Origin of the sequence: Sorangium sp. So ce426 (assembly GCF_051475585.1) — a bacterium.
GTDB lineage: Bacteria > Myxococcota_A > Polyangia > Polyangiales > Polyangiaceae > Sorangium > Sorangium cellulosum_B.
On sequence record NZ_CP150341.1, the window covers coordinates 523,238 to 548,813 of the forward strand.

Here is a 25,576-nt window from a genome sequence, read left to right on the forward strand (position 1 = left end):
TAACGAGGAGGGCGACGTGCGCTCCATGTCCAACGCGCCCGACGCGCCTGACGCTGAAGAGCGCCTCGCGCTCGCGAGCTGCGCCTTCGTGGCCGGCTGCATCCTGCTCGCGCCGCGCGAGTGGATCTCGGCGGGGCTTTCGCTCGCGCTCGCCGCGGCGCTCTTCGGGTGGCACCTCCGGCGGCGCGCCGCGGCCCCGAAGGGAAGGCCGGCGGCGCCCGCGCAGGGCGCCCGCGGCGCTCAGGGCGCGCCGGGTGAGCCGGGTGAGCCGGGTGAAGAGCCGCGGGCGCCAGCCTGAACGCGCAGCGGAGGGCGGCCGAAGCGGGCGCGCACGCGGTCGGCGACGGCGCGCACCCGCGGCGCGCCGAGGAGCCGCCGCTCCAGGCGCCGCTTGCCGGGGACGTCGAGGAGCATCACGCCGATCAGGATCACCAGCGCGCCCGGACCGGGGATGCCGGGCAGCGACAGCAGGATCCCGAGCGCGACGGCCATCACGCCGAGCAGGTTCTTTCCGACGCGCGCCGCCATGCGCACCCAGGCCGGACGCCCCTCCAGGAAGGGCGCCTCCTCCTGCCTCTCCAGGTAGTCCGCGGGCAACCGGACGAGCACGACAGTAACGAGCGCCATGCCCGCGACGAAGCTGGCGAGGCACACGCCCACGCCGATGGCGAGCTGCTCGCGGTGCGCGTCGACGAACGCACGCGCTGCTCGGGCGGCATCCGTCATCGATGAGGCGGGTAACATACGGCGGTGAGGCGGGGAGCATACGGCGCGGGGCCGGCTCGGGCGAGGTGGGCCCAGAAGCTCAGGGGACGAGCACGGTGCCGATCGAGCCGGGCTCGCTCGCCTCGCGCGCGAGATCGCCCGGCTTGAGCCGCCCCAGGACGTGGATGCGGCGGACCCCTTCGGCGAGCGCGGCGAACGACTCCTCGAGCTTCGGGATCATCCCGCGCGTGACGGCGCCGCTCGCGATGAGGGCGCGCCCCTCGGCGACCGTGAGGCTCGGGATGCGCGAGGCGGGATCGGCGACGTCGCGCAGCACGCCCGGCACGTCGCTGACGAGGAAGAGCCCCGCAGCGCCGAGCTCGATGGCGACCCGGTTGGCGACCGTGTCGGCGTTGATGTTGTACGCCTGCCCGTCCGCGCCGGCCCCGAGGCAGGCGAGGACGGGCAAGTAGCCGCCGCTCCCGAGCAGCTCGAGCAGCCCGCGATCGACGCCCGTGATGTCGCCGACGAGGCCGAGGTCCACCGGCTCGGGCCCGGCGCCGGCGTAGACCTGCGGCGGCCGCTTGACCGCCGAGAGGGCGGGCCCGCTCGCGCCGTGGAGCCCCACCGGCCTCGCGCCCGCGGCGACGAGCGCGGCGCAGAGGTCGACGTTGAGCTTGCCCGCGACGACCATCTTCATGACGTCGAGCGTGTCCGCGTCGGTGACGCGCTGACCGGCGACCTGCCGGACGGGGATGCCGAGGCGCTCCTGCAGCCGGGTGGCCTGCGCGCCCCCGCCGTGGACGACGATCGCGCGCGCGCCCGCGCGGGTGAGCGCCGCGAGGTCGCTGGAGAGGATGGCGAGGGCGGGGCCGCCCACGACCTCGCCGCCGAGCTTGATGACGAGCGGACCCGTCGCCGTGGTCACGGGTGCCTCCGCGCTGCTCTGGGACATTTCATGAGGGGCACACGTACCACTTCTGCTGCGGCCAGGGCAGAGGTCGCCGGCGCGCGGGGGGGTGGCGGGCGGCGTGGTGGCGGCGTGGCAGCGCGAGCGGGCGCCGGCGACCTCGCGCGGGGCGGCGCTCGGCCTTCGGTGGCTTCCGTGGCATGCTGGCGCCGTGATCCAGGCCCTCCGACAGGCGCTGTCCAGCCGCGCGGAGCCGATGCTCGCGCTCCTCGAGCGGCTGGTGAACCTCAACTCCTTCACGGACAACCCGCGCGGCGGCGACGCCGTGGGCGAGGTCCTGGCCAACGAGCTCTCGACGATCCCCGGCCTGTGCGTGCGGCGGTTCGCGAGCGCGCGCTACGCGGCGCACTGGGTGGCGGAGAGCGAGGCGGCCAAGGCGTCGCCGGCGGGGCACGTCGCCCTCGTCGGGCACCTCGACACGGTGTTCCCCCCGGGGGTCTTCGAGGGCTTCCGCCTGGACGGGGAGCTCGCGCGCGGGCCCGGCGTGCTCGACATGAAGGGCGGGCTCGTGGTGGTGATCGAGGCGCTCAGGGCGCTCGAGCGGATCGGCGCGCTGCCGGCGATCCCGGTGCGGTTCGCGATCGTGGCGGACGAGGAGGTCGGGTCGCCCGAGGGGCGCCCGCTGCTGCAGCGCGAGCTCGCGGGCGCCGCGTGCGCGCTCGTGTTCGAGGCGGGGCGCGAGGGGGACCGGATCATCACCGCGCGCAAGGGCACGGGGGGCGCGACGGTGAGGGCCACGGGCAAGGCGGCGCACGCCGGCAACGCGCACCGGCAGGGCGCGAACGCCGTCTGGGCGCTCGCGCGCTTCGTCGACCGGGCGCAGCAGCTCACCGACTACGGGCGGGGGGTGACCGTCAACGTCGGCAAGGTGAGCGGAGGGCAGGGCAGGAACACGGTGCCCGACGCGGCGGAAGCGCAGGTCGACCTCCGCTTCGTGAGCCGCGCGGACGGCGAGGCCATGCTGGCGGCGCTCGCCGCGGCGGCGCGCGAGGCGGCCGCCGGGGTGCCCGGCACCGCCGTGCAGGTCGACGGCGAGATCGCGCGGTCGCCGCTCGCGCGGACCGACGCGAGCGCGGCGCTCTGCCGTGAGTACGCGGCCTGCGCGCGGGCGGCGGGGCTCGGCGACGCCGAGGCGCCCCTCCTCGGCGGCGGATCCGACGCCAGCTCGACGGCCGAGATCGGGATCCCGTCCATCGACGGGCTGGGGCCGCGGGGGAGCGGCTTCCACACGAAGGACGAGCTCGTCGAGGTGAGCACGCTGGTCCCCAAGGCCGAGGCGCTGGCGGCGTTCCTGCTGGGCCGGCGCGCCTGAGGGGCTGACGGGCGGCGCGCGCGACTCCGACGCTCGCCTGCCGCGGGCTGCGACGTGCGACCCCAGTGGATCACCTGGGCGGCGGCCTCGGGTCGCGACTGTAAGGGATCCCCTTGCTGCGATGACGCGAACCCGCGAGAATGTATTTATGGCAAGTGGGGCTGCTTACACATTGACGGGCGTCATCCACGAATCCTCGGCGACGACGGTCTACCGGGGAGTTCGAGAGAGCGACCGCTCCCCGGTGGCGATCAAGCGGCTCAAGAGCGAGCGCCCGCTGCCGGTCGAGATCGCGAAGCTCAAGTACGAATACGCCATCGCCCGAGACCTCGCGCTGCCGGGCGTCGTGAAGGTCTATGGGATCGAGAAGGTGGGCAGCGGCCTGGCGCTCATCATGGAGGACGCGGGCGAGCGCCCGCTCAACGAGATCATCGGCGCGAGCAAGCTGAAGCTGGAGGACGCGCTCCGTATCGCGATCTCGATCGCCGACGCCCTGGAGTCCATCCATCGACGAGGCGTCACTCACATGGATGTCAAGCCGCACAACATCCTCGTCAACGCGGAGACGCTGGAGGCGAAGCTGACGGATTTCGGCAGCGCGACGCGCCTGTCGCAGGAAGCCCACAAGGCAAACCGCTTCGCGTCCTTCGAGGGGACCCTGGCCTACATGTCGCCGGAGCAGAGCGGGCGGCTGAACGTCGTCATCGATCGCCGCACGGACCTCTACTCCCTGGGCGTCACCTTGTACGAGATGGTGACGGGCGTCCTCCCCTTCCGGACGACGGACCTCATGGACCTCGTGCACAGCCACATCGCGCGGACCCCGCCGGCGCCGCAGGCCGTGTCGCCCGCGGTGCCGAGCGCCGTCTCCGACATCGTGATGAAGCTCCTCGCCAAGAGCCCAGACGACAGGTACCAGAGCGCCCACGGGCTCAAGGTCGACCTGGAAGAGTGCTCGTCGCAGCTCTCGTCGAAGGGGAAGATCGAGCCGTTCCCCGCCGGCCGCTACGACTACGTCGATGAGCTGCGGGCGCCTCAGAAGCTCTATGGCCGGGAGACCGAGGTCGCGCTCCTCTCCGACGCGTGGGTCCGTACGAGGCAGGGTGGGAGTGAGTCCGTCCTGGTCTCCGGCTACTCCGGGATCGGCAAGTCGGTCCTCGTGAACGAGCTCCAGAAGAGCGTCGTTCGTGAGAGAGGGTATTTCGCGACCGGCAAGTTCGACCAGCTCAACCGGACGACGCCGTACGCGGCCGTCGCGCACGTCTACCAGGAGCTCATCCGCAACATCATGGCGGAGTCTGCCGACGTGCTGGCGCAGTGGAAGCGCAGGCTCTCGGCGGCGGTCGGCTCGAACGGGCAGCTCCTCATCGACCTGATACCGGAGCTCGAGCTCCTCATCGGCCCTCAGCCGGCCGTCCCGGCGCTCGGCCCCACCGAGTCGCAGGCGCGGTTCCAGCTGACGCTCCAGAACTTCTGCCGCGCCTTCCCCTCCAAGGAGCGCCCCCTGGTCCTCTTCTTCGATGACCTGCAGTGGGCGGACGCGGCGTCGCTCAAGTTCCTCCAGAACATCGCGGCCGAGGCGCGGATCCCCTACATGCTCATGATCGGCGCGTACCGCGACAACGAGGTCGACGCGAGCCACCTGTTCTCCGTGGTCCTCGGGGAGCTCCGCAAGAAGGCGGCGGCGGTGAGCGAGCTCATGCTCAGGCCGCTCGCCTTCTCCGACGTGAACCAGCTCGTCGCCGACACGCTGAGCTGCGATCCTCACCGCGCGGAGCCCTTCGCGAGGCTCATCTTCGACAAGACCCGGGGTAACCCGTTCTTCATGAGCCAGCTCATGAAGAGCCTGCACGCCGAGAGGCTCCTCTCGTTCGACCCCGCCGGCTTCTCGTGGACATGGGACCTCGATCGCATCCGCGAGGCGAAGGCCTCGGAGAACGTGATCGAGCTCATGGTGGGCAAGATGCGCCGGCTGCCCGAGCGCGCCCAGCGTATCCTTTCCCTCGCGGCGTGCGTCGGCCACCAGTTCGATCTGACGACGCTGGCGATCGTGACGAGGCGGTCGCGCCAGGAGGCGGCCCGCGAGCTCTGGGGCGTGCTCCGCGAGGGGTTCATCCTCCCCGTGGACGCGGAGTCCAGGTTCTTCGATATCGCCATGGACGGTGAGCTCGCCGTCGCAGAGGACGGCTCCGACGAGGAGCTCAACGTCTCTTACAGGTTCCTGCACGATCGCGTGCAGCAGGCCGCCTACGCGCTCATGGACGACGCGGACAAGCAGGCGGCGCACCTCCAGATCGGGCGGCTGATGCTGGAGGACAGCAGGCGAGATCAGTCCGAGGCCGAGCTGTTCGACATCGTGGGCCACATGAACCGGGGAGTCGCCCTGATCACGGACGAGCGCGAGAAGCGGGCGCTCTCGCGGCTGAACCTCGACGCCGGCAAGCGGGCGAAGATGGGGGCGGCCTATGACGCCGCGGTTCATTACCTCGAGATCGGGACATCGCTGCTCGACGCGGAGAGCTGGAAGAGCGAGTACGAGCTCGCGTTCGGGCTCCACACGGAGCTCGCGGAGTGCAGGTGCCTGAGCGGCGGCTTCGAGGCGGCCGAGCCGCTGTTCGACGTCCTCTCGACCCAGGCGAGGACCACGCTGGATCGCGCGAACGTCTGCGCGCTGCGCATGACCTTCTACCTGATGCTCGGCCAGATCAACCGGGTGATAGACCAGGCGCTGGAGGCGCTCGGGCTGCTCGGGGTCGCGCTCCCGCAGGCCGCCGAAGCGCGCGAGGTGATGCTGCGCGAGGAGCTCGCCGCCCTGCGGGCGAGCCTGGAGACGCGCGAAATAGCCAGTCTCATCGACCTGCCGCAGGCGTCCGGCGCGGAGACCCAGATGATCCTGGGCCTCCTCGGCGAGCTGGCGACGCCGGCGAACGCCGTGGACCCCACCCTCGCCCTGCTCGCGGTGGTCAAGCAGATCAACCTGTCGATGAAGCACGGCAACTCGGCCATGTCCGCCCTGGGGTACGTCTCGTTCGGCAGCATGCTAGGGAACGATCTGCCCCTGTTCCGGGACAACCCTCAGCGATACGAGGAAGGATACGAGTTCGCGAAGCTCGGGATCGCGCTCAACGAGAAGTTCAACAACGTTCGTCTCACCTGCAAGCTGCTGATCTACTTCGCGGCGATACTCCACCTGTTCGAGCATCTCTCGGAGACGATCGACTGCTTCGGGCGTTCCCGCCAGGCCGGGCTGGCGAGCGGCGACCTGGTCTACGCGTCGTACTGCTGCATGCACATCGCGGCGGCGAAGCTCAACCTCGGCGACGATCTGGACGGGCTCGCGGACGAGATCGAGCAGAGCCTCGCGCTCGTGCGGCGGATCGGCGACCTGACCACGATCCACGCCCTGGTCTGCGCGAAGCAGGTGGTCGCGAACCTCACGGGTCGAACCGAAGGGGGGCACTCCCTGAGCGGCGGCTCGTTCGACGAGGCCGAGTTCACGAGGTCGATCGAGGGGCCGGAGCTCGCCTATGTGGTCAGCTGGCACAGCGCCTTCAAGCTTCAGCTGAGCTACCTCCACGGGGACTACGCGGCCGCGCGCTCGTTCCTGGCCACGGCCGAGCAGCAGAGCGTGGGGTGGTCGAGCCACGCCTGGGCGACGGAGATCGTCTTCTTCGGCTGCCTGACGCTCGCGGCGTCGTGCGACGGGGCGCCGGACGGCGCGCGCGCAGAGCACATGGAGGCGCTCGCGAGGCTCGAGGCGAAGCTGAACCACTGGGCGGAGCTGAGCCCGTCCAACTACGCCCACAAGAGCACCCTCGTGGCGGCCGAGGTGGCGCGCCTCTCGGGGAGGACGCGGGACGCGATGATGCTCTACGAGAAGGCGATCGAGGCGGCGAGGGCGAGCCGGTTCGTGCGCGACGAGGCGATCGCGAACGAGCTCGCGGCGAAGCTGTACGAGGCCGAGGGGCTGCTCCGGTCCGCGCGGGCCTTCATGACGGACGCCTACCACGCGTACCTCCTGTGGGGGGCGACGGCCAAGGTGGAGAGCCTGGCGCGGGTCGCTCCCCACCTCGTGCCCGCCGACGGAGGGCTCCTCGGGCCGCGCAGCGTTGTCGCCTCATCGCGCTCCGGCAGGGCGCAGACCACGTCGACGACGCGGCTCAGCACCAGCATCCTCGACGTGGAGGCGGTCATCCAGGCTGCGCAGGCGCTCGCGGGCGAGGTCGTCCTGGAGAGCGTCGTGAGCCGGCTGATGGAGATCGTCATCAAGAACTCCGGCGCGCAGAAGGGCGCCCTCATCCTCGAGCGCGAACAGCAGCTGCTCGTCGAGGCGGTCGTCATCGCGGAGCCGAGCTCGCTCCGGGCGGGCCTGGCCGCCCCGCTCGAGGGGAGCGCCGACGTGCCGGTCTCCATCGTGCAGTACGTCGCGAGGACGAAGGAGCCCGTGATCCTGGCGGACGCGACCCAGGAGTCCCGGTTCGCGGGCGACCCGTACATCGCCGCGTGCGCCCCGAGGTCGATCCTGTGCCTGGCCATGATCCACCAGGGCCGGACCAAGGGGATCATCTACCTGGAGAACCGGCTCGCCCCGAGCACCTTCAAGCCGGCGCGGCAGGAGCTCGTCAGGCTCCTTCTGACGCAGGCCGGGACGGCCGTGGAGAACGCGCTGCTCTACGAGCACCTGGAGCACCGCACGGCGGCGCTCCAGGAGGCCGAGCAGCGGCTCGGGGTCGAGTTCGCCGGGCGGGAGCGGAGCGAGCGGGAGCGCCTGTCCCTGCAGGAAGAGATCATCCGGGTGCAGAACGACCGGCTCGCGGAGCTGTCCACCCCCATCATCCCGATCACCGACCGGATCATGGTCATGCCGCTGATCGGGATGATGGACAGCGCGCGGGCCCAGCAGGCGCTCAGCACCGCCCTGCACGGGGTCGAGTCGAACGGCGCCGAGGTCGTGATCATCGACATCACCGGCGTGAAGCTCGTCGACAGCGACGTCGCGAGCACGCTGATGGCCACGGCGAAGGCCCTCCGGATGCTCGGGGCGCAGGCCGTGCTCACCGGCATCCGCCCCGAGGTCGCGACGACCCTCACCGGCCTGCAGATCGAGTTCAGGGAGATCGTGACGCGGGGGACGCTCCAGAGCGGCATCGCGTACGCGCTGCAGAGGACGGGGAGGACCGACGGCCTCGTGAAGAGCGCCGCGCGTTGAGCGCGGCGCCGGCGCGACCGGCTCAGGTCCTCGCCTGTCCGCTGTCGGGGCTGCTGTCCGGGCCGCTCCTCCGGGAGCTCCATCGGCTCAACCCCGAACGCGCGGCGCCCTCGGGGATCCTGGCCCGCACGCGGCTCCGCGCCGTGATGTGCGCCCGGACGACGCGGGCCACGGACGCGACCTGAGGCGGCTCCATCATGGTGAAATGGTTGCCCGGGACCTGGTGCATGACGAACCGCCCGCGGGCGAGGTCCCTCCAGTAGTCGACGTCGTCGGATTCGCTCGCGTCGAGCTGATCGCGCGCGCGCACGAACAGGACGCTGGCCTCCGTCGGGCGCGGCTCGTAGCGCGTCATGGCGCGCCAGGTGCTCAGCACGATGGCGCGGAACGGCGCGTCCTCCTGGAGCGCGGCGACGAAGCCCTGGTACGCCTTGGGGGCCGCGTCCTTGAGCCCGATCAGCTGCCGGAGCACGTCGTCGGCGCTCTCGATCGACGCGCCCCGCACGGACGCCAGGGATCCGGTGTCCAGCAGGAGGAGCTGCGCCTTCTTCCCTTCCGCCAGGAGCTGCTGCGCCATCTCGTAAGCGATCACGCCGCCGGCCGAGTGGCCGCCCAGGAGGTACGGGCCCTCCGGCTGGATGGCGCGCAGCTCTTGAACGTACCGCGCCGCCATGGCGGGGATCTCGGTGAAGACGGGCTCGTCGGGCTCCATCCCCGACGCGCGGATCCCGTAGATGGACAGCTCGGCGCCCATCTGCCGCGCCAGCTCGCGGTAGATGAAGATCGTGCCACCGATGGGCTGCACGAGGAACAGCGGCGCCCTGCGGTGCGACCCGACGTGGAGCGGGACGATGAGCCGGCCGCGCCCGCGCCCCGGCGCGGCGCTGGCGCTCCTGTAGGTGGGCGGCGCGGAGGCGCTGGAAGGCTGGCTCTCGTGGATGTGCTCGGCGAGCGCCGCGACGGTGCGGAGCTCCAGCAGCGCGTGCACCGGTAGCTCGACCTTCAGCCGCTCCTTGATCAGGGCCCGCACCTCGATCGCGCTCAAGGAGTGCCCGCCGAGGTCGAAGAAGTTGTCGTGCGGCCGCACCTTGGCCACGCCGAGCACCTCCCTGAAGATGTCCGCGAGCGCGCGCGCCACGTGATCCGCAGGCGCCCCCGCCCTCGGCTCGGAGCTCGCGTCGCTCCGGTCCGTCGCGGGCGCCGGGCGCGACGCCGCGTCGCTGCTGTCGAGCGCCGACGAGGGCGCCGCCTTCGTCGCGGGCGCCGGGCGCGAGGCGCCGAGCACGTACGGCGTGCGCTTGAACGGGTACGTCGGCAGCGGGACGCGCCGGCGCCGCTCGTCCCGGGAGAACGCCGCCCAGTCGACGTCGGCGCCGGCGCACCAGAGCTGGCCGACGGCGGCGAGCAGCGCCTCCAGGTCCGTCCGATCGGAGCCCGAGCTCGCCATCGTGGTGAGAATGAGCCGCCCCGCGCCGGCGTCGGGGTGCTGGCTCGCCAGCGTGGCCAGCGTCCGCCCGGGCCCGACCTCGACGAAGACGTGATCCGGGTCGAGGAGCAGCGCCGCGAGCCCTCGCCCGAAGCGGACGGTCCCCCGGAGGTGCCGAGCCCAGTAGGACGGATCCTGGGCATCGGCGTCCGTCATCCACGTGCCGGTGAGGTTCGAGAGCATCGGGATGCGCGGCGCCCGTCGCTCCAGGGAGGCCGCCAGCTGGGTCAAGCGGTCCGCGATCGGGCCGACGAGCGAGGAGTGCGCCGCCGTGGCGATCGGCAAGCGCCGGGTCTCGTGGCCCTCGCGCGCGCACTCCCGCTCGAGGCGCTCGATCGCCGGCAGCGTCCCGGAGACGACGCACACCTCCGGGCCGTTGACGGCGGCCAGGGAGAGGCCGTCGCCGAGCCGAGCGAGCAGCGCGTCCTCGGAGAGGTGCACGACGAGCGTCGCCACGTCCCTGGGCAGCTGCTCGTACAGGCGCCCGCGCGCCGCGATGAGCGTCACCGCGGCCTCGAGCGACAGCACGCCCGCGACGCAGGCGGCTGTGTACTCGCCCAGGCTGTGTCCGCTGACCGCCGCCGGGCGGATGCCCCACGACAGGAGGAGCCGCGCCGTCGCGACCTCGATCGAGAAGATGGCCGCCATGTTCGCGCAGGGGGCGCGCAGCTGCTCGGCCGCGCGCTCCCGCTCCTCGGGGCCCGGGAAGAGCAGCGCCCGGATATCCATGGAGAGCGCGCGCTGGAACAGCGTGGCGCACTCATCGAGGCTCTCCCGGAAGACGCGCTCGCTCCCGTACAGCTCTCGCCCCATGTCCACCCGCTGGGAGCCTCCGCCGGGGAAGAGGAACACCACCTTCGGCGCGCGGCCCTCGGCGACGTCGCTGAAGGCGTGCGCGGGATCGCGCGCTCGCAGGAGGGCGGCCGCCGAGACCGGCTCGCGGCAGACGACCGCGCGGCGATGCGCGAACCGCGCCCGCCCCTGCTGGAGCGTGAAGGCGACGTCGGGGAGGGAGAGGTGCGCCGCGTGCCGCAGGTGCCCGGCCAGCCGATCCGTCATGCCCTCGAGCGCTTCGCTCGTCTGCGCGGACAGGACCAGCAGCTGGCAAGGCCGCGACGGGCCGGAAGGATCCATCGCGGGCGCCTCCTCCAGGATCACATGGGCGTTCGTGCCCCCCATCCCGAAGGCGCTCACCCCGGCGCGGCGCGGGCGCGCCCCGCGCTTCCAGGCGAGCGGCGCGGCGTTGACGAAGAACGGGCTGCTCTCCAGGTGGAGCTCGGGGTTCGGGCGCCGGAAGTGGAGCGTGGGCGGGATCAGCTCGTGCTCGAGCGAGAGCGCGGCCTTGATGAGCCCGGTGGCCCCGGCGGCCGCCCCCAGGTGCCCCAGGTTGCTCTTCAGCGAGCCCAGCGCGCAGAACCCGACTTTGTCAGTGCCATTTCCGAAGGCGCGCGACAGGGCGGCGACCTCGATCGGATCGCCGAGCCTCGTGCCCGTCCCGTGGCCCTCGACGAAGGTGATGCTCTCCGGCTCCACCCCCGCGGCGGCGTGCGCCTTGAGGATCGCCTGCGCCTGTCCGTCCGTACCCGGCGCGGCGTAGCCGACCTTGCGCGAGCCGTCGTTGGTGATCGCGGATCCGAGGATGACGGCGTGGATGTGGTCGCCGTCGCGGAGCGCGTCCTCCAGCCGCTTGAGCACGACGACCGACACGCCGCTGCCGGCCACGGTCCCCTGCGCGTCGGCGTCGAACGGCCGGCAGTGTCCGTCCGGCGACGCGAGCGAGCCCTCCTCGTGGACGTGGCCGAGCCGCGTCGGCGGCAGGACCACGACGCCGCCCGCGAGGACCATGTCGCACTCCTTCGTGGCGAGGCTCTGGCAGGCCAGGTGCACCGCGACGAGCGACGTCGAGCACGCGGTCAGCACCGTCACGGCGGGCCCGCGGAGGCCCAGCTTGTACGCGACCCGCGTCGTCAGGCCGTCGGTGACGTTCCCGGTGAGGATCCGGTAGTACTCGGCGCTCAGCGGCGCCTTGGGCATGCCGACGCGCTCCAGCCAGTACAGCGGGGCCTCGCTCCCGGCGAAGACGCCGACCGACTGCTCGCACGAGAGCGGGTCGTAGCCGGCCCTCTCCATCGCCTCCCAGGCGCACTCGAGGAAGATCCGGTGCTGCGGGTCCATGAGCATCGCCTCGTTCGGGCTGTAGCCGAAGAACCGCGCGTCGAAGCACATCGCGTCGTCCAGCACGCCGCACGCCGGCACGAGGTTCGGCGCGCGGATCAGGTCCAGATCGACGCCCGAGGCCTCCAGCTCCTCGGGCGTGAAGAAGCGGATGCCCTCGACGCCGTTGCGCAGGTTGAACCAGAGCGTGTCGACGTCGCGCGCCCTGGGGTAGCGCCCGGCCATCCCGACGATCGCGACGGCGTTCGCGGGCGCCGCCTTGCGCTCCGGCGCGGGGGCCCGGCGGCTCGAGGGGCGCGTCGGCGGCGCCGGCGCCGCGGTCTCGTCCGCCTCCGCGGCCCGCGAGGCCGCCCCGAGGTGAGCGGCCAGGCTGCGGATCGTCGGGTGCTGGAACAGCTCCACGATCGGCACGCTCCGGCCGAGGCGCGCCTTCAGCGCGGCCTGGACCTGCACGAGCAGGAGCGAGTGGCCGCCGATCTCGAAGAACCGATCATCGAGCCCCACGCGGTCGAGGTCGAGCACCTTGCGCCAGATCTCGCTCAGGACGGCCTCGATGTCCGAGGCCGGCGCGGCGATCTTCGGCTCGGCGCTCGGCGTCGGGCGCTCGGGCGCGGGGAGCGCGCGCCGATCGACCTTCCCGCTCGCGTTGAGCGGCAGCGCGTCGAGCTTCACGAAGATCGCCGGGACCATGTACTCGGGGAGCTTCGCCGCAAGGAACGCCCTCAAGGCCGGGAGGAGCGCGCGCGCCTGCTTCGCGCGGAGCGGGTCGTTGACCAGCGGCGCGCGCGCCTGTCCTTCGGCGGCGCTCGCGCTGGGGAGCGCGCGCGGTCTCCGCGGATCCCCGTCGCGCTCGAAGAGGACGTCCATGCGCTCGGGGCCTCCGGTCCGCGACCAGGTGACGCGGACCGCGTAGCCCAGCCTGCCGCCGAGCTCCCAGAGCGCCTCCGGCTGGATCGCGGCGCCGGCGCGCGCGGGGCCCGCGGCGCAGAGGTCCTCCTTGGTCCCGCTCGCCGTCGAGAGCGCCGCTGCCAGGGCGACGTCCGCGTGCACGCGCGCGTTCGGGATGCCCAGCACCTCCAGCGCCTCGGGGCGGTCCTCCCGCAGCGTTCGCTCGATCTCATCGATGTCCGCCGGCGGCCCGCCGATCGATCGAGCGATCGCGGCCGGCTCCGCCGCAGCGCCCACGAACAGCACGACGTCGTACCGGTAGCGGGTCATCTCCTCGGCGCCGTGGCCGCGCTTGAGCCAGATCTCCACCTGGCTCACGCCCGGGATCTGGCCGCGCAGGGCGCGGAAGTACTCGGGCGCGACGACGAGCTCTTCCTCGGTCGAGATCGCCCGCCGCACCCGGCCGCGCAGCTCCTCGGCCGCGGTGTCCGGCGGCGCCCGGTGGAGCTGCACCGACGCGTGGAACGCCTCGAGCAGGGGGAGGCTCCGCACGTCGCCGATGAACACGAGCCCGCCGGGGGCGACCGAGCGGACGGCGCCCTCGATCACCGATCGCAGGTAGTCGGCGCCGGGGAAGTACTGCACGATCGAGTTGAGGACGATCGCGTCGAAGCTCCCGGGCTCGACGCGGCTGAAGTCGTTGGCCTCGCGGCGCGCCAGCGTCACGTGCGCGTACCCCCTGGCGGCGAGCCTGGGGCGGAGCAGGGAGATGGCCTGCTCGGAGAAGTCGGTCCCCAGGTAGGCTTCGCAGCGGGGCGCCGTCTTCAGGAGCAGGAGGCCTGTCCCGCAGCCGATCTCCCAGACCCGCTTCGGCTGGAAGGACAGGATCCGCTCGACCGTGAAATCGCGCCACGCGCGCATCTCCGCCTCCTCGATGGGCGCGCCCGTGTAGCTGCTGTTCCAGCCCGTCGTGTCGAGGTCCGGATCGGTGGCGGCGATGTCCTTCGCGTAGGTATCGTCGTACAGCGCGCGCCACTCCGTGACGTGGCCCGCCTGGAGGCTCGCGTCGTGCGCCGCGGGCTGCCCGCCGCTCGTCGGGACCACGTAGGCGACGAGGCGCTTGTCGCCGTGGGCGTCGTCCGTCGCGAGGACGACGGCGTCGTCGAGGGCGGGGTGCTGCCTGAGCGTGGCCTCGATCTCGCCGAGCTCCAGGCGGAAGCCGCGGACCTTGACCTGGTGGTCGATCCTGCCGAGGAACTCGATGTCGCCGCCGGGCAGCCAGCGGACGAGGTCGCCGGTGCGGTACATGCGCGCGCCGGGCGCGTCGGAGAAGGGATCGGGGAGGAAGCGGTCCTCTGTGAGCTGCGGGTCGTGGAGGTAGCCGCGCGCGAGTCCGTGGCCGGCGATGTAGAGCTCGCCGGGGACGCCGACGGGGACGGGCTGCCGGCGCGGGTCGAGGAGGTAGACGCGCACGTTGTCGATGGGGCGGCCGATGGGCGGCTTTCGTGAGGCGTCGCGGTCGGCGGGGGCGCCCCGGAGGAGCGAGCAGGAGGTGGTGACGACGGTGGCCTCGGTGGGGCCGTAGTTGTTGACGACCTCGAAGGGGATGGCGCGGTGAGGCCAGCTCCGTAGTCTGTCGCCGCCGGTGAGCAGGGCGCGCAGGGAGCAGCGCGCGGGCCAGTCGAGGCGCAGCAGCTCCTCGGCCATCGGGGTGGGGACGAAGGAGACCGAGATGTGCTGTTCCAGCAGCCACTGCTGGAGCTCCAGGGGCGAGCGGCGGACGGCCTCGGAGGGGATGTACAGGCACGCGCCGGAGCAGAGCGAGGGCCACATCTCCCAGACCGAGGCGTCGAAGCCCGGGCTCGCGATGAGGGTGGTTCGATCCGTGCTGGACAGGGCGAACCGCCGCCTGTGCCAGGCGACCAGGTTGGTGAGCCCGCGGTGCTCCACGAGCACGCCTTTCGGCCGGCCCGTGGAGCCCGACGTGTAGATGACATACGCCGCGTCGGAGGGGCCTGTGCTCCTCGGCGGCGCCGAATCAGGCTGCCCGGTGAGCGCCCGCCCGTCGGCGTCGAGGCGGATCACCACGCCGCCGAACGCGGGGATGCGGTCGGCGAGGCGCGCCCCGGTGATGAGCACCGGCGCCCTGGAGTCGTTCAGCATGAGCTCCAGCCGCTCGCTCGAGCTCTCGGGGCCGAAGGGGACGTACGCCCCGGAAGCCTTGAGGATCCCGACGATGGCGACAAGGAGAGCGAGCGACCGCTCCGCGTGGATCGCGACCGCCGTCCCCGGCCCCACGCCGGCCTCGCGCAGGCGGTGGGCGAGCTGGTTCGCTCGGCGATCGAGCTCGCCGTACGAGAGCGAGCCGCGGTCGGCCACGGCGGCCAGGGCATGCGGCGCGCGCGCCGCCTGCTCCTCGAACAGGTCGAGGACGCACCGGTCTCCTGGAGGGTCGACCTCCGTGTCGTTCATCTCGATCACGAGCCTCCGCTGCTCGACGCGCGTGAGCAGCGGCAGCGACGACACCGGCTGATCCGGCCCCGAGGCCGCGGTGGAGAGCATCGTCAGCAGGTGCTCCGCCATCCGCTCGATCGTCGCTCGGTCGAAGAGATCGGTGCTGTACTCGAGCATCCCCGTCACGCCGTCGGGGCTCTCCCAGGAGTACAGCGAGAGGTCGAAGATCGTCTTCTTGGCGTCGGCCTCGATGGGGCGGACCTCGACCCCGGCGAGCGCGAGATCGCGCTCCGCGGGGCTCTGCGGGGCGAAGGCGATCTGCACGACCGGGTTGTAGCCCGGGCTGCGCTCGGGCCTCAGCTCCTGCACGAGCACGTCGAAGGGCAGCATGTCGTGCTCGTAGGCCTCCAGGCACAGCTGCCGCACCCGCTGGAGCAGCTCGTCGAAGCTCGGGTCGCCGGACAGATCGACGCGCAGGGGCACGATGTTCACGAAGAAGCCCATGATCTCCTCGAGATCCATGCGCGCCCGGTTGGCGCTCGGCATTCCGATCAAGAGGTCGTCGCGCTGCGTGTAGCGGTGCAGCAGGACGGCGAAGGCGGCCATGAGGACCATCGTCACCGTCATCCCCCGCTGGGCGCTGAGCTCCCCGAGGCGCTCCGCGAGCGGCGCGTCGATCCGGAAGGAGACGGTGGCGCCGCGCAGGCTCTGGATCGCCGGCCGCGGATGATCGCTCGGCAGCTCGAGCAGGGGCGGCGCGTCGAGCAGCCGCTCTTTCCACCAGGCGAGCAGCGCTGCTCGGGCGCTGTCCTTCATCTGCTCGCGTTGCCACGCGGCGAAGTCGGCGTACTGGATCGCGAGCTCGGGCAGCGCCGCGGGGGCGCCCCGGCGGTGGCCGTCGTAGAGGAGGGCGAGCTCGCGGAACGCGAGCTCGATGGACCAGCCGTCGGTCGCGATGTGATGGAGGTGGAGCCACAGGATGTGGTCCTCCGGCCCGAGCTTGAGCAGGCAAGCCCGGAGCAGGGGGCCTCGCTCGAGGTCGAAGACGGTCTGCGCCTCTGCGTTGATGCGCTGGTGCGCCGCGACCTCCCGCTCGTCCGGGGAGAGGTGCTGGAGATCCATCACGTTGAGCTGCAACGAGCTCTGCGGGGCGATGATCTGGACCGGCCGCCCGTCGCGCTCCGCGTAGGTCGTCCGCAGGATCTCGTGCCGCTGCGCGAGCTCGCGGAGGCTCCTGTCCAGCGCTCCGACATCGACGCGCCCGCGCAGGCGGAACGGGAACAAGCAGTTGTAGGCCCGGCTCTCCGGCGCCAGCCGCTGGAGGAACCAGAGGCGCTCTTGCCCGAAGGACAGGGGCAGCGGCCCGAGGCGCGGGACGGGCGAGATCGCGCGCTCGGCCCCGCGCGCCGCGGGCTCTTGCCTCACGAGGGGCGCGAGCTCGGCGATGGTCGGGCGGCGGAAGAGCTCCTGGAACGCGAGTTCGACCCCGAGCGCGCTGCGCACGCGGGAGAGCAGCCGCACGGCATGGACGGAGCTGCCGCCCAGCTCGAGGAAGCTGTCATGCACCCCCACGCGCTCCTGCCGCAGCACCTCCTGCCAGATCTCGGCGAGCGCCCGCTCGACGGGAGAGCGAGGCGCGACGAAGGCGTGCGCCAGCGCGGTCCGCGCGGGGCCGGGGGCCGGGAGCGCCGCTCGGTCGACCTTGCCGTTCGCCGTCATCGGCAGCGCGTCGAGCGCGACGAAGGTGGACGGCACCATGAACTCGGGCAGCCTGCCCTGGAGGTGAGCGCGGAGCGCCGCCGGCGACGCCTCCACTCTCTCCACTCCCTCCACGCCTCGCGCGGAGGCTCCGCCGCCGCTCGCCGGGACCACGTAGGCGACGAGGCGCCTGTCGCCGTGGGCGTCGTCCGTCGCGAGGACGACGGCGTCGTCGAGGGCGGGGTGCTGCCTGAGCGCGGCCTCGATCTCGCCGAGCTCCAGGCGGAAGCCGCGGATCTTGACCTGGTGGTCGAGCCTGCCGAGGAACTCGATGTCGCCGTCGTGCCGCCAGCGGACGAGGTCGCCGGTGCGGTACATGCGCGCGCCGGGGTCGGAGGAGAAGGGGTCGGAGAGGAAGCGGTCGCGGGTCAGCTCCGGGTCGTGGAGGTAGCCGCGGGCGAGGCCGTGGCCGGCGATGTAGAGCTCGCCGGGGACGCCGACGGGGACGGGCTGTCGGCGCGGGTCGAGGAGGTAGACGCGGACGTTGTCGATGGGCCTGCCGATGGGCGGCTCGCGTGAGGGGCCGCGGTCGTCGTGGGCGTCCCTGGGGAGGGCGCAGGAGGTGGTGACGACGGTGGCCTCGGTGGGGCCGTAGTTGTTGACGACCTCGAAGGGGATGGCGCGGTGAGGCCAGCGCCGTAGTCTGTCGCCGCCGGTGAGCAGGGCGCGCAGGGAGCAGCGCGCGGGCCAGTCGAGGCGCAGCAGCTCCTCGGCGATGGGGGTGGGGACGAAGGAGACGGTGATCTGCTGCTCGAGGAGCCACTGCTGGAGCTCCAGGGGCGAGCGGCGGACGGCCTCGGAGGGGATGTACAGGCACGCGCCGGAGCAGAGCGCGGGCCACATCTCCCAGACCGAGGCGTCGAAGCCCGGGCTCGCGATGAGGGTGGCGCGATCGGCGCTGGACAGGGTGAACCGCCGCCTGTGCCAGGCGACCAGGTTGGTGAGCCCGCGGTGCTCCACGAGCACGCCTTTCGGGCGGCCCGTGGAGCCCGACGTGTAGATCACGTACGCTGCGTCGTCCGGCGCCTGGCCAGCGGCCGGAGGCACCTTGTCCGCGGGCTCGCGATCGAGCATCGCCCGATCCGCGTCGAGGCGAACGACGTTGAGCCCGCGGCTCGGCACGCGGCCGACGAGGTGGTCGCGGGTCAGGAGCGCCGACACCTTCGCGTCCTCCAGCATGAACGCGAGCCGAGCCGGCGGATAGGCCGGGTCGAGCGGGACGTACGCGCCCCCCGCCTTGAGCACGCCGAGCGCGGCCACGATCATGTCCGGCGAGCGCTCCAGGCAGATGCCGACGAGCGCGCCAGGCCCGGCGCCGCTCTTCCTGAGGTGGTGGGCGATCTGGTTGCTCCGCCGATCCAGCTCGGCATACGTGAGCCGCTCGCCCTCGAACGCCACCGCGGCGGCGGAAGGGGCGCGGCGCGCCTGCTCCTCGACCTGCTCGTGGACCAGCTCGCGCGGCGGGGCCGTCGCCGCGCCGCTGCTCCAGTCGACGAGGAGCTGCCGCCGCGCGTTGGCCGACAGGAGAGGCAGATCCGAGATCCGCTGATCAGGGTCCTCGGCGGCGCCGCCGAGCAGCGCCTGCCAGTGCTCGAGCAGCCTGACCGCCGTCGCCTGCTCGAAGAGATCGCGGCGGTAATCGAGCCTCGCGACGGCCCCTTCGGCGGCGTCCTCGACGCTCACCACGAGATCATGAGCGACGTACGGCAGATCGAGGTCCGTTCGGGTCAGCGTGAGCAGCGGCCCATTGTACGGCGGGGGGCTCTGGGGCCTCGCCGCGAAGAGGACCTGGACGAGCGGCGTGCGGCCCGGGTCGCGCGGCGCGGCGAGCTTCTCCAGCAGCGCCCTGGCGGGAACCTCGCTGTTCGCTCTGCCCTCCTCGATGGAGCGGTGTACCTGGCGCAGGAGCTGTCGGAACGAGGGCTGTGCGCCGAACCTGCCCCGCACGATCACCGGGCCGCCGAAGAGGCCGATGAGCTCCCGGACGTCCGGCGCATCGCGCCCGGGCAGGGGCGCGCCGATCAAGACATCCTCCTCGCCGGTGATCCGGTGCAGGACAGCCAGCATCCCCGCGAGCAGCGCGGTGAACAGGCGCGCTCCTTCGTCCCGGGCCGCCGCTTCGAGGCGCAGGAGGAGCGATCGATCGAGCGCGCGCTCGACCGACCCTCCGTCGAAGGCATGCACGACGGGCCGCGGCCGGTCCGTCGGAAGATCCAGGGCAGTCGGCGCGCCGGCGAGCTCCCGTGTCCAGTGGTCGAGCCGCGCGTCCAGGCGATCGCCGGCGGCGCGGTCGAGCTGCCGCCGGACGTGGTCCTGATAACGCATGGGCAGCGCCGGAGGCGTCATGGAATGGTAGAGGGCGCAGAGCTCCGAGAAGAACAGCCCCACGCTCAAGGCGCCGTCGCAGACGAGGCCGTGCATGGACAGCGCGACCAGGTGGCGGCGCGGGTGCGCCCGGATGAGCGTCACCCGCCAGAGCGGGGCACGCTCGAGATCGAAGGGGCGAGCGGCCGCCTCGCGGGCGGCCGCGAGCGCCGCCTCGTCCGAGGTGGGCTGTAGGTCCGGGGCCAGGCACACCTCTCCGAGGTCGATCGCCACCGCGGGGCTGACGACCTGCGCGGGCTCTCCCTCGCGCTCGATAAAGGAGGTCCTGAGCGGCTCGTGGCGCGCCGCGATCGCCTCGATGGCGCGGCGCAGCCTGGGTACATCGAGATCCCCGTCGAGCCAGGCCGCGCCGCCTTCATGGATGACCGGCGCGGGACCATGGACTCGAGCAAGGAGCCATTTCGTCTCTTGCTCGAAGGAAAGTGGCGCGTAAGTCAGCTCAACCATGGCGCATGCCCTCCTGTCCGTTGATGTCAGAGAGCACCTCCCTCCTCCCGCTCCGAGCGTTCGGAGAGGCCCTTGCAATGGGCTCACGCGCGCCGCGTCGGCGCGCACCCATGCAGGTTGTCAGGCACTCCATTCACTCGCGCGCCGGCTGTCGGCTCAGCGATGTCCTCGGTGACATGGCGCTCCTCCTCCCGAGCGCGCAGCTCATCCCAGAGCGCGCATCAGGCGTGCGCCTGTCACGGAACCATCACGCGAGAACTCGACGTCTTCGCCTCCCCCGGCGACACCTTTTCTTGGTCTACAGAATTAATAATGATCCTTTATCTTGGTATTGCCAAGCGGAATGATCAAAATCGTTCGTGCGACGAGCAGAAGGCTCATCTCGATCAGGTTCGAGTGCCCGCTCGAGTCCCTGCCCGAGTTCCCGCCCGAGTTCCCGCCCGAGTTCCCGCCCCAACAATTCAGCCGCGACGCGCCCTGCTCTGGTCGGCGCGGCGCGGCGCCGCGCCCGGGGCCGCGCCGGCAGGGGACCGCGTTTGGCCCTGAACAGCCGGCGCCTCCGTGGCTCGGCGGAGGCTGTCCGCGGATGGACCGCGAGGGCAGGCGCTACTCTGTGGGAGGATCGGTGAAGAGCATACCAGTCGTCGCCGTGAGCTTCTCGAGGATTGCGGGCCCGAAGCGCTCGGCGAAGCGCGCCCTGTCCTCGGGCGCGATGACGATGTCGCCCGGCTCGTCTTCGCGCTCGTCCGTGATGATGGCGAGGAGCAGCCCGGGCTCCTGGCCGACGTTCTCGAACTGCCGGTAGACGCCCACGGGCACGTCGATCATATCGAACGGCTCGAGCGTCGTCTCGTCCGTGGCGCCCTCGTTCCAGCGCAGCGCGAAGCGTCCAGTGAGGCACAGAAATACCTCCCTCGAGCGACGGTGTGCGTGCATAGGGACTTTGTCGCCAGGCCTGCAGCTGACGATGCCCACGCTCATGCCTTTGGGGCCGACGATGGCCGGCGCTGTCCCCTCGCGCGCGTCCCCCGCCGCGTGCGCCATCAGGAGATACAGAGGAGGGTTCACGGCGTCGAACGCCTCCTGTGGGATGCTGGTGTCAACGGTGTGATTCACGTAAGCCCGGAGCTCGCCGAACCGCGCGATGCGCGAGCGCATCTGCTCCGGGGTGATCTTCAGCGTCGTCATGATAGATCCCCCTTCCTGCCGCGTCCGAGCTCCTGGAGCGATCGGCGCGGCTCTTCTCCAAAGATACCGCGGGCTATGGCGGTGCGCTCGATCGATTCCCTGCTTCGAATCGACTTTATCGCTCGCTGTCGCCGCGCGTATCGCCGTGGGTGACGCGCGTGAGCCGTGTGTTGGCTGAGCAATGGACAATACTGGGCCAGTGTAGTAGCGTGGCCCGGGAAGGCCGATCTCTGGAGGAGCTCGGAAGCTTCGAGACGGAGACGCGATGCTGCCGATCCCGCGGAGCGCCGGAGAGCCGATACGGCCGCGGCGCCTGTCGGTCATGCCTTTGTGAACGACATTGAATTCCAGGGACAGCCGTTTCCGCTGCGCCGGCAGCGCCGTGGTCATTAGCGAATTCCAGGGACAGCCGTTTCCGCCAGGCCGGCAGCGCCGTGGTCATTGGCGAATTCCAGGGACAGCCGTTTCCGCCAGGCCGGCAGCGCCTGCGTCACCGGCCGCGAATCCGGCGGGCGTGTCAGCGCGTCACTCCAGCACCACGAACTTCAGATACCGCCCCTCCCACCACGCCGGCAGCGTCGGGTGGTCCTCCGGCTGCCCGTGGATCGCCCGGATCCGCAGGTCGTCCCGCTCCAGCGTGGCGTCGTCCAGCGTCGCCAGGAAGTCTTCCGCCGTGATGTGGCTCGAGCACGACGCCGCGCAGAGCACGCCACCTCGATCCAGCACGCGCGCGACCGCGGCGTGCAGCCGCCGGTAGGCGCCGAGCGCGCGCGGCTTGGCGCGCTCGCTCGGCGCGAAGCTCGGCGGGTCGCAGATGATGAGATCGTACCGGTCGCCGCGCGCGCGGGCCTTCTCGAGGAAGTCGAACGCGTCCGCCGTCACGAACTCGTGGGCCGCCGGATCCACGCCGTTCTCGCGGAACGTGCGCTGCGCCGACGCGTGCGCGGCCGACGCCGAGTCGACGGAGGTGACCCGGGCCGCGCCGCCGAGCGCCGCGGCCACCGAGAAGCCCCCCGCATAGCTGAAGAGGTTCAGCACGCGCCGGCGCCCGGCCGCGAGCGCGCGCACGCGGGCGCGGTTGTCGCGCTGGTCGAGGAACGCCCCCGTCTTCTGCCCGCGCGCGAGATCGACCTCCATCGCGACCCCCGTCTCCCTCACGAAGAGGCGATCCGGCAGCGGCGGCCCGTGCAGGTGCGCGAGCTTCTTCCCGTCCGCGTCCTCGCCCGCCGCCGACGCGCGCGCGCGCAGGCCGATCGAGCGCACGCCGCGGGCGCCCAGCGCGCGCGCGAGGCGCGGGAGCAGGCGATCGAGCCAGGGCGCCAGCATGTCGCCGTCGAGGCGGAGCACCGCGGCGCGGTCGTACCGATCGATGACGAGCGACGGCACCCGGTCCCCCTCGCCGTTGCACAGCCGGTAGGCCGTCGTGTCGCGGCCGTCGAACCAGCCGTCGCGCAGGGCGAAGGCGCGCTCGAGCCGCTCGGCGATGGCCCGCTCGTCGAGCTGCGGCGCCTGCGTGCGCTGGAAGACGCGGACGGCGATCGCCGAGTCCGCGTCCCAGAGCCCCCGCCCGAGGAACGGCGCGCCCTCGGCCGACAGCTCGACGACGTCGCCCGACGCCGCGGCGCCGCCGCGGTGCGCGCGCTCCCCGCGCTTGCCCTCGCCGCGCTTGCTTCCGTGCCCGCCGTCCGCGATGCCGTCTCGGTAGACCCATGGGTGGCCGCGGCGGACGGCGGCGGCGGCTGGCGCGGTGAGATGGACCCGCATCGACCCCGCCTAGCACGGTAAGCTCGCAGCGTGCTGCACCGAGTTCGTTCGTCCGGATGGGCCTGCCTCGGGGGGATCTCGCTTGCCGTCGCGGCAGCCTGCACGCAGGACCACGGCGTCCTCGGCCGGGATCCATCGAGCGGGGCGAGCACCTCCGGCGCCGGCGGCGGCCCGGGAGCGACAACGAGCGGCGCGACGACGACGACAACGGGCGCGGGCGGCGGCGCGGTCGAGCCGCCGGGGCCGACGAAGCTCACGGTGGTCAACGGCATCAGCGATCACGACGCGGTCCGCTTCTGCTTCCTCGCGTACCCCGACGGGACGGGCGCCGGCGTGGACCCCTGGCCGGCCGCCGCCGCGGGCCTCGCGTTCGCCCGGGCCCAGGAGGTCGAGCCGCTCGGCGCGGCGATCCCCGCGGGGACGAGCCTGCGCGCGCACGTGATCGCCGGCGACCTCCGCGCGACGGAGGGGCTCGACTGCGCGGAGATCCTCGCGCTCGCCGGCAGCACGGGGAGCCCCGCGGCCCCGATCGTCGCCGCGGGGCTCCCCGTTCTCCCGGCGCCCGTGTTCGCCGAGGAGAAGAGCCTCCTCGTGGTCGCCACCGGATGCCTCGGCGGCGAGGGGCACACACACGAGAGCGAGAAGGAAGGCTGCGGCGACGCCTACTCGATCGACACGCCGACCGCCGGCCTCGTCGCGGTCGCCATGTCGCGGCGGACGAGGTTCGACAGGGTGAGCCTGCAGGTCGCGCACGCGAGCGCGGCGACGCCGGTGGTCCATGTGGATCTGACGCCCGGGCGCGAGGACGCGACCGGGGCGACGCTCGCGCAGGACCTCTCCTACGGCGCGATCGCGCCGTTCCCACCGTTCACCGGGTTCTCGGTGAGCGATCTCGGCGCGCTCGACGAGGTCGCGATCGAGACCCGCGATCCCATCGCGGGGACGGTGACGTCGTCGGTGCCGATGCGCGAGATCCTGGCGAGCAGCGACGTGCCGGCGGCGGACATCGGGGACGGTCAGGGGTTCGTGCTTGTCGCCGTCGGGGCCGCTCCGGGGGCGGAACAGGGCGGGTTCTGGCACCCCCTGACGTACTCGCTCTTGCGGGCGAATCCCTGAGCTTGTTCCCGGATCATCCCATTCCCGGCGAGGTTCCGGGGTTCACCGTCTCTCGTCGGACGGAACGACAACGCCTCGCCTGGCAGCGCGCCGTGAACTCGCCTTGATTCCGCCTCGGGCATCAAGGCCCCATCGAGCGCGGTTCGCAATGCCACGATCCTGCCGTGTGGTGGCGTGTTGTCCAGGTTTTGCGCAAGACCCTGATTGCTCCTGTACGGCCGACTCGAGTGTGTCCGGCGTGTCTGCCGCGCTTGCAGTGCGCGTTGTCTTATCGGAGGATGAGGGGCCTGCCCCCTCGGTCTCAGGCGCCTCCCTCTCTCCTCGCAGATCAGCGCTTCGCAGGCCTCTTCACGGCTGTGCCTGGCTCTTCGGCAAGGAGCGTCGCGCCGGGAAAATCGTGAGTCGCTCGACGGACGGGAGCGCCCTGTACGGATGACATCATGAGACAATCACCCGCCGTGACGATCGGATGAATCTCCAGTATAACGCGAGTGCCGAAATTTCGAGGGGGGGAGGGAACATGGCGACACAGGTATTTGTCGGGGCGAGCTCCGCGGCGGATCCGAGAGAGGCTGCTTCAGAGGCCGTGGCGACGGCGCTCCGCGGGTCTTCCCGTACGGAGCATGCGGCGCGACCGGCATTCGCCCTCGTCTTATCGACGGACCAGTACGACGCCGACGCGCTCGCCGCGGCCGTGACGAGCCAGCTGCCGGGCGTCCCCTGGGCGGGGTGCTGCACTGCTGGCGTCTTCGCCGGCAGCCGGCTGCTCCGGCAGGGGCTCGTGGTGGGGCTCGTCGCCTCGGAGACGGTGCGTGTCGGCGTCGGGGTCGCGCAGCCGGTGAGCCAGGACGGGCGGCGCGCCGGCGTGCTCGCCGCCTCGCGCGCCCTCGAGAGGTTTCCCTCGTCCGTCGCCCCCGGGTGGAGCCGCGCGCTCATCGTGCTGCCGGACGCGGTCACGGGCAACGCGGCGGACGTGGTGCGCGGCGCGGTCGAGGTCGGCGGGACGGGCGTCGTCTGGGCCGGCGGCGGCGCGGGCGACAACCTCCGCTTCGTGCGCACCGCGCAGTTCGCGGGCGGCAGCGCCTTCTCGGACAGCGTTGTCGTTGTCGCGATCGACTCGCCGGCGCGCATGGCGACCGGCATCCGCCACGGCTTCCGGCCGTATGGCCCGCCCACGATGGTGACCCGCGCCGAGGGCACGGTCCTCGCCGAGCTCGAGTACGAGGGCGCCTTCTCGGTCTACCAGCGCACCGCGCGGGCGAGGGGGGATCAGGTGAACATCGACGGCTTCGCCACGTTCGCCATGACCCACCCGCTCGGCATCCCGCAGGCCGACGGCGAGCACGTCATCCGCGACCCGCTGCGCGTCGTCTCGCCGGGGGGGCTCTACTGCGTCGGCGAGGTCCCGGACGGGTGCCTCATCCGCGTCATGGAGGGCGACCCCATCGGCCTCGTCGGCGCCGCGCGCGAGGCCGCGACCACGGCGCGCGAAGCGGTGGCCGGGCCCATCGCCGGCGCGTTCGTCTTCGACTGCATCTCGCGGTGCATGATGCTCGGCGACACGGTGCGCGACGAGCTGACCACCTTCGAGAGCGAGCTCGGCGAGAGCGTCCCGGTGATGGGATGTCTGACCTTTGGAGAAGTCGGTACGTTGGGCCGGGGAGTACCGCAGTTTCACAACAAGACCGCTGTCGTGCTCGCCCTGGGGGCCTGAGCGCG

General features: G+C 72.2%; 10 protein-coding genes. 5 read left to right on the forward strand and 5 right to left on the reverse strand.

Features of this window, described 5'->3' with window-relative positions; genetic code table 11:
• Window positions 1–16: 16 nt before the first annotated feature.
• Entirely contained in the window at window positions 17–298 is a 282-nt protein-coding gene (locus WMF44_RS01980; RefSeq protein ID WP_437297426.1) for a hypothetical protein, read from the forward strand.
• Here the strand turns inward: WMF44_RS01980 and WMF44_RS01985 are convergent.
• Both WMF44_RS01985 and argB read right to left on the reverse strand, forming a co-directional pair.
• Window positions 241–726, reverse strand: coding sequence for a hypothetical protein (locus WMF44_RS01985; protein ID WP_437297427.1), 486 nt, complete (start codon window positions 724–726; stop codon window positions 241–243). The genes WMF44_RS01980 and WMF44_RS01985 overlap by 58 nt on opposite strands.
• A gap of 79 nt (window positions 727–805) precedes the next feature.
• Complete coding sequence (argB, locus tag WMF44_RS01990; RefSeq protein ID WP_437297428.1) at window positions 806–1,660, reverse strand: acetylglutamate kinase; 855 nt, start codon at window positions 1,658–1,660, stop codon at window positions 806–808.
• Window positions 1,661–1,826: 166 nt separating this feature from the next.
• On the opposite strand from argB, the gene WMF44_RS01995 reads away from it, so the two are divergent.
• Together WMF44_RS01995 and WMF44_RS02000 are read left to right on the forward strand one after the other, a co-directional pair.
• Window positions 1,827–2,987: a M20 family metallopeptidase gene (locus tag WMF44_RS01995; RefSeq protein ID WP_437297429.1), complete on the forward strand. Its 1,161-nt coding sequence runs from the start codon at window positions 1,827–1,829 to the stop codon at window positions 2,985–2,987.
• A 148-nt stretch (window positions 2,988–3,135) separates the two neighbouring features.
• Window positions 3,136–8,196, forward strand: a complete 5,061-nt coding sequence (locus WMF44_RS02000; RefSeq protein WP_437297430.1) for a protein kinase domain-containing protein — start codon at window positions 3,136–3,138, stop codon at window positions 8,194–8,196.
• A gap of 22 nt (window positions 8,197–8,218) precedes the next feature.
• On the opposite strand, the gene WMF44_RS02005 is transcribed toward WMF44_RS02000, so the two are convergent.
• From WMF44_RS02005 to WMF44_RS02015, 3 genes are all read right to left on the reverse strand, one after another.
• Window positions 8,219–19,789, reverse strand: coding sequence for an amino acid adenylation domain-containing protein (locus tag WMF44_RS02005; protein ID WP_437297431.1), 11,571 nt, complete (start codon window positions 19,787–19,789; stop codon window positions 8,219–8,221).
• Between the two features lie 606 nt (window positions 19,790–20,395).
• Complete coding sequence (locus WMF44_RS02010; RefSeq protein WP_437297432.1) at window positions 20,396–20,977, reverse strand: cupin domain-containing protein; 582 nt, start codon at window positions 20,975–20,977, stop codon at window positions 20,396–20,398.
• Between the two features lie 525 nt (window positions 20,978–21,502).
• The gene (locus tag WMF44_RS02015; protein WP_437297433.1) at window positions 21,503–22,741 is read right to left on the reverse strand and encodes a class I SAM-dependent rRNA methyltransferase; all 1,239 of its coding nucleotides are present in this window, start codon (window positions 22,739–22,741) and stop codon (window positions 21,503–21,505) included.
• A gap of 30 nt (window positions 22,742–22,771) precedes the next feature.
• Between WMF44_RS02015 and WMF44_RS02020 the strand changes: the two genes are divergently transcribed.
• Together WMF44_RS02020 and WMF44_RS02025 are read left to right on the forward strand one after the other, a co-directional pair.
• Window positions 22,772–23,857 (forward strand): hypothetical protein, encoded by a 1,086-nt coding sequence (locus tag WMF44_RS02020; protein ID WP_437297434.1) that lies wholly within the window; start codon window positions 22,772–22,774, stop codon window positions 23,855–23,857.
• 520 nt (window positions 23,858–24,377) lie between these two features.
• The gene (locus WMF44_RS02025) at window positions 24,378–25,571 is read left to right on the forward strand and encodes an FIST signal transduction protein (protein WP_437297435.1); all 1,194 of its coding nucleotides are present in this window, start codon (window positions 24,378–24,380) and stop codon (window positions 25,569–25,571) included.
• Window positions 25,572–25,576: the final 5 nt, after the last annotated feature.

Bases quoted from the DNA above. Each gene is read 5' to 3' on its own strand.
- WMF44_RS02015 (WP_437297433.1), bottom strand. From the start codon at position 22,741: ATGCGGGTCCATCTCACCGCGCCAGCCGCCGCCGCCGTCCGCCGCGGC.
- WMF44_RS02025 (WP_437297435.1), top strand. From the start codon at position 24,378: ATGGCGACACAGGTATTTGTCGGGGCGAGCTCCGCGGCGGATCCGAGA.
- WMF44_RS01985 (WP_437297427.1), bottom strand. From the start codon at position 726: ATGACGGATGCCGCCCGAGCAGCGCGTGCGTTCGTCGACGCGCACCGC.
- WMF44_RS02005 (WP_437297431.1), bottom strand. From the start codon at position 19,789: ATGGTTGAGCTGACTTACGCGCCACTTTCCTTCGAGCAAGAGACGAAA.
- argB (WP_437297428.1), bottom strand. From the start codon at position 1,660: ATGTCCCAGAGCAGCGCGGAGGCACCCGTGACCACGGCGACGGGTCCG.
- WMF44_RS02000 (WP_437297430.1), top strand. From the start codon at position 3,136: ATGGCAAGTGGGGCTGCTTACACATTGACGGGCGTCATCCACGAATCC.
- WMF44_RS02010 (WP_437297432.1), bottom strand. From the start codon at position 20,977: ATGACGACGCTGAAGATCACCCCGGAGCAGATGCGCTCGCGCATCGCG.